The organism is Streptomyces sp. ICN903, assembly GCF_022015835.1.
In the GTDB taxonomy this organism is placed as follows: domain Bacteria; phylum Actinomycetota; class Actinomycetes; order Streptomycetales; family Streptomycetaceae; genus Streptomyces; species Streptomyces fenghuangensis.
The window spans coordinates 1-4,212 of the sequence record NZ_JAKMAY010000409.1; the positions used below are offsets into that span (position 1 = coordinate 1).

Annotated in this window: 5 protein-coding genes and 1 pseudogene; 3 read left to right on the forward strand and 3 right to left on the reverse strand. The window is 74.4% G+C overall.

Translation table 11 applies throughout. The features are described 5' to 3' along the window. Nucleotides 1–626, reverse strand: a 626-nt coding sequence (locus L7D48_RS26750; protein ID WP_237883353.1) for a helix-turn-helix transcriptional regulator, incomplete at its 3' end; no start/stop codon positions are given. Nucleotides 627–821: 195 nt separating this feature from the next. Between L7D48_RS26750 and L7D48_RS26755 the strand changes: the two genes are divergently transcribed. Beyond that, nucleotides 822–1,451, forward strand: coding sequence for a hypothetical protein (locus L7D48_RS26755; protein ID WP_237883355.1), 630 nt, complete (start codon nucleotides 822–824; stop codon nucleotides 1,449–1,451). Between the two features lie 78 nt (nucleotides 1,452–1,529). Here the strand turns inward: L7D48_RS26755 and L7D48_RS26760 are convergent, their stop codons facing one another. Continuing rightward, nucleotides 1,530–1,985 (reverse strand): MarR family winged helix-turn-helix transcriptional regulator, encoded by a 456-nt coding sequence (locus L7D48_RS26760; RefSeq protein WP_237883357.1) that lies wholly within the window; start codon nucleotides 1,983–1,985, stop codon nucleotides 1,530–1,532. A gap of 104 nt (nucleotides 1,986–2,089) precedes the next feature. Here L7D48_RS26760 and L7D48_RS26765 point away from each other — a divergent pair, with 104 nt between their 5' ends. Together L7D48_RS26765 and L7D48_RS26770 are read left to right on the forward strand one after the other, a co-directional pair. Next, nucleotides 2,090–2,650: a DoxX family protein gene (locus L7D48_RS26765; RefSeq protein ID WP_237883359.1), complete on the forward strand. Its 561-nt coding sequence runs from the start codon at nucleotides 2,090–2,092 to the stop codon at nucleotides 2,648–2,650. Between the two features lie 82 nt (nucleotides 2,651–2,732). Further along, complete coding sequence (locus L7D48_RS26770) at nucleotides 2,733–3,548, forward strand: dioxygenase (protein ID WP_237883362.1); 816 nt, start codon at nucleotides 2,733–2,735, stop codon at nucleotides 3,546–3,548. Nucleotides 3,549–3,622: 74 nt separating this feature from the next. Here the strand turns inward: L7D48_RS26770 and L7D48_RS26775 are convergent. Next, a pseudogene (locus L7D48_RS26775) lies at nucleotides 3,623–4,120 on the reverse strand (NUDIX domain-containing protein); the annotation flags it as partial. Nucleotides 4,121–4,212: the final 92 nt, after the last annotated feature.

Here is a 4,212-nt window from a genome sequence, read left to right on the forward strand (position 1 = left end):
GAGGGGGACGTGGGGAGGGACGGTGTGGCGTCGGCGCCACCGCCCGTCCCCGGCGCGGAGGCGGCGGGGACGCCCGCGGCGCGGCGTTCCGGGTCGGTGCGGTCGGGGAGGAGGTACGTCGCGGTGGTGACCGCGACGGCGAGGACCGCGGCGAGTACGGCGATCACGGTGGGTACGGCGGGCAGCGGCCACGGCCCGAGCCGAAACCCGAACCCGGGCCGGAGCCGGCTCCGCCGGGGAGCGGGCTCGGACTCGGACTCCGGCTCAGGCTCAGGCACGGGCACGGGCACGGATTCGGGCTCCGGCTCCGGCTCCGGCTCGGAGCGTGCCTCGGGAACGGGCCCCACCACCGGACCCGGCCGCTCCGTTTCAATTCCGCGCAGCGCGTCGGCCCGCATCCACCGCCGGTGCAGCTCCAGCAGTTCCCCCGGAGTCGCGCCGCACAGTCTCGCCAGCCGCTCCACGGGGGCGTACTGCGCCGGTACCGCCCGGCCGTTGCAGTACCGGTGCAGTGTGGAGGTGCTGGTGTGCAGTCGGCGCGCCAGCGTGCCGTAGCTGTGTCCCGACCGCTCCTTCAGCTCCCTCAGGAAGGAGGCGAACTCCTCCGTCCCCCGTGCGGCACCCATGGCATCCCCCTCGTCCGCGCCGTTCCGGGAAGCGCGTTCCAGGCACGCGCGTTTCCACAGGTCAGCCTAGGCGCGAACGTTCCCGCGTCCCGCTTGTTCGGGAATGTGTTGCCGCCGTGCGGCGGGGCGTTCCAGGCTCGTGGTGCCGGCCGCCGGCCACCTGACGACCGGTCACCGACCGAAAGGACGCAGACGATGCCCATCCGCACCCGCCGCAACCGCCTCGCCGCCGCCGTGACGGCGGTGGCCGCCGCGGCCGTGGCGCTGACCGTCCCGGGTACGGCGCAGGCCGAGCCCGTACGGACCGGCGCACCCGCCTTCCTCTCCCCCGGGCAGCTTCCGCCGCACCCGTTCTCTCCGTGGTACGCGGGCGAGGTCGCACCGGGGCTTCCGGAGAACCCGGTCTTCTGCCTGGAGGACGCTCTGCCCGAACAGGGCTCCTGGCACCGGCGGTTCCACACGGAGCTGGACACCGGTGCCGTCCAGGTCACGGTGCGCACCTCCGGCGTCGGCGCGGCCCGCAGGCTGGCCGCCGAGGCCGAGGCGTCGGTGCGCGACTGCGCGGCGGACTTCCGGGAGCGGTATCCGGGAGCATCCGCCCAGTGGAAGGACTACGGCCGCGTCGATGTCGAGGAGGGCGCCCGTATCCACGGCGTCCACACCGCCCCGCCGGAGTCCGAGTACGGGATCCACCTGTTCGGCGTGGGGCGCGACGGGCGCACGGTCACGGTCGTCGCCTGGGGCCAGATGGGCACCTTCGAGGACGCCCCGGTGAAGGACTTCAAGGAGACGGTGCGCACGGCGGTGGAGAAGCTGTACCGCTGACCTGGCCGGACAACACCGGTGCGGGCCCCGTCGCAGTACGGCGACGGGGCCCGCACCGGTGTTCCGCCCGCCGTCCGCTCAGTCGCGCAGCCGCCGGCCCACCTCGCCCAGCGCCCGCGCCAGGACGGCGAGTTCCTCGCGGTCGAGGATGTCGATGAGCGTCTCGCGCACCGTCGCCACATGGCCGGGGGCCGCGGCGCGCAGCAGTTCGCGCCCCTCCTCGGTGAGGACGGCGAAGACGCCGCGGACGTCGGTGGGGCAGGCGCGGCGCCGCACCAGACCGCGCCTCTCCAGCTGGCCGACCTGGTAGGTCAGGCCGCTCTTGGAGGTGATCAGCCGTTCGGCCAGTTCGGTCATGCGGATCTCGCCGCCGGGGGCCTCGGCGAGGTGGACCAGGATCTCGTACTGCGGGTGGGACAGGCCCGCCTCGTCCTTGAGCTGCTGCTCAAGCCTTCGGGTGACGCGGTTGCCGGCTTCGAGGAAGCCCTGCCAGGCCGCCATCTCCAGCTCGTCCAGCCATCGGGGCTCCTTCATGCCCCCATCGTACGCGGTTGTTCAAATTCAAACCAAGCTGTACGCTCACCGTCGGCAAGTGATTCGAATTTGAACCATCGGAACGACAGAGCAGGAGAACACGCATGGCCTCCTCCACCGGCACCCTCCCCGGCGCCGACGCCACCACAGGTGCCCGCGCCGGCGCCCCGGCGCCCTCGTCCACCGCCCACGACGCCGGACTCGCGCTGCTGCGCCTCGCACTCGGCCTGACGATGGCCGCGCACGGCGCGCAGAAGCTGTTCGGCTGGTTCGGCGGAGGCGGTGTCGAGGGCACCGGGCAGTTCTTCGCCTCGCTCGGCTACCCCTCACCCGAGGCGATGGCCGTGGTCGCCGGCCTGACCGAGACCCTCGGCGGCCTCGCCCTCGCCCTCGGCCTGCTCACTCCGCTCGCCGGGGCGGCCGTACTGGGGACCATGGTCAACGCGGTGGCGGTGAAGTGGGGCGGCGGCTTCTTCGCTCCGCAGGGCGTGGAGTACGAGCTCCTCCTCGCCGCGGGCGCCGCCGCGCTCACCCTCTCCGGCCCCGGCCGCTGGGCCGTGGACCGCGCCCTGCCCGTGCTGCGCTCCCACCGGCTCTCCCACGGCGCGGCCGCCGTCGCGCTGGCCGCCGTCGTCGCGGGCGCGACCCTGCTGGCCCGCTCCTGACCCACCTCCTCCCCGTCCTCCGAACACGCGGTTCCACGCGAGCCCGGACAGCGGGAGCACAGAAGAAACGGAAGGCGCCACCATGACCGCGACCACTCCCCCGGCCCCGGGCGGCCCCGAGGCGGGCCGCATGCCCGTGCTGTATCTCAGCCACGGCGCCCCGCCGCTGGCCGACGACGCCCTGTGGACCTCGCAGCTCGCCGACTGGTCCGCGAAGCTGCCGCGGCCCGAGGCCGTGCTGATCGTCTCCGCCCACTGGGAGTCCGCGCCGGTGACGCTGGGCGCCACCCGGACCGTCCCCCTGGTGTACGACTTCCACGGCTTCCCCGAGCACTACTACCGCGTCGCCTACCCGGCCCCGGGCGCCCCCGCCCTGGCCGCGAAGGTGCGGGCCCTGCTCGCCGGGCCGGGCACCCCGGTGCACGACGCGCCGGACCGGGGCCTGGACCACGGCGCGTACGTGCCGCTGGCCGAGATGTACCCCGACGCCGACGTCCCCGTGCTCCAGCTCTCGATGCCCACCCTGGACCCCGGGGAGCTGCTGCGGCTGGGCCGCAGGCTGGCCCCGCTGCGCGACGAGGGCGTGCTGATCGTCGGCAGCGGCTTCTTCACCCACAACCTGCGCGGTCTGACGTGGGGCGCCGGACCCGACGAGGCTCCGTCCTGGTCGAAGGAGTTCGACGCGTGGGGCGGCGAGGCCCTGGAGAGGTCGGACCTCGACGCCCTGCTCGACTTCGAGCACCGGGCCCCGGCGGGCCGGATCGCCCACCCGCGCACCGACCACTTCGCGCCGCTGTTCGTCTCCCTGGGAGCGGGCGAGGCCGACCTGGGCGCCCAGCACACGGTCGTCGACGGCTTCTGGGCCGGGCTGGCCAAGCGTTCGGTGCAGTTCGGCTGACTCCGTCCGGCCGGGTCCGGCCGGCTGGGCCCGGCCGGACACCGCACCCGCCTCCGCACCGGCCTTCGCGGGCGTCAGGTGACCGGAAGCACCACGACCCGGCCGGGAGCGGCCGGGTCGTAGGCGACGGAGTCCCCCGGCCGGTGCCAGTGGAGCGCGAAGCGGTGGCCCGCCCGGTACGCCTCCAGACCGGCCCGGCAGTAGGCGACCATGTCGCCGGGCAGCGCGGCCAGCGGGAACCAGCCCAGCTCCGAGCACTTGTCGGGCTCGGCGTTGACCGGCTCGCGCCCGTGATCCGCCCAGGCCTCGAAGAACCAGCCCATCCGGGGATCCCCGGTCGGGGAGCGGTGCTGCATCACGAGGGCGACCCTCAGCTCCTCGGGCGCGAGGCGCAGTCCGATCTCCTCGTACGCCTCCCGGATCACCGCCTCCCGCACGTCCTCACCGTCCTCGGCGTGGCCGGACGGCGCGTTCAGCAGGCCGTCCGCGTAACCGGTGCCGGCCCGGCGCGCGAGCAGGACCTCCTCGCCGCGCCGCAGTACGAGGTGGACGTCGACGATCTCCCTGTGCCGTCTTCTGTTCCGCAGACTTCTCATGGTGCGCGATCATCGCACCGCCCTGCGACATCGGCGCCCCCTCGTTCCAGCGCGGGGCGGGCCGGGGG

Coding starts and splice junctions, on each gene's coding strand:
- L7D48_RS26755 (WP_237883355.1), top strand. CDS start 822: ATGCCCATCCGCACCCGCCGCAACCGCCTCGCCGCCGCCGTGACGGCG.
- L7D48_RS26760 (WP_237883357.1), bottom strand. CDS start 1,985: ATGAAGGAGCCCCGATGGCTGGACGAGCTGGAGATGGCGGCCTGGCAG.
- L7D48_RS26765 (WP_237883359.1), top strand. CDS start 2,090: ATGGCCTCCTCCACCGGCACCCTCCCCGGCGCCGACGCCACCACAGGT.
- L7D48_RS26770 (WP_237883362.1), top strand. CDS start 2,733: ATGACCGCGACCACTCCCCCGGCCCCGGGCGGCCCCGAGGCGGGCCGC.